This is a genomic window from Priestia sp. SIMBA_032, assembly GCF_046535215.1.
Classification (GTDB): Bacteria; Bacillota; Bacilli; order Bacillales; family Bacillaceae_H; genus Priestia; species Priestia aryabhattai.
Map to the genome: position 1 here is coordinate 1 of NZ_JAWRXD010001406.1, position 242 is coordinate 242.

1 protein-coding gene is annotated in these 242 nt (G+C 33.9%); it reads left to right on the plus strand.

Going from position 1 to position 242, the window contains the following annotated elements; genetic code table 11:
* The coding region (locus SB717_RS38940) for a response regulator (RefSeq protein WP_486360823.1) at positions 1–242 on the plus strand (242 nt) is incomplete at both ends.

Consider the following 242-nt stretch of genomic DNA (forward strand, 5'->3'; position numbering starts at 1 on the left):
TATATTGTCAGCCAAATCTCAAGAAGTAGATAAAATTATAGGTTTAGGGATTGGAGCAGATGACTTCATTACAAAGCCATTTAGTGCTTTAGAAATTATAGCTAGAGTTCAAGCTCACCTTAGAAGGTCCTATGAATTTAATGATAAGGCTGTAGAAGGTAAGGAGAAGCAAATTCATATGGGTGATTTAGTATTAGATCATCATTCTTGTACACTCTATAAATCAAGCGAAACCATTACTC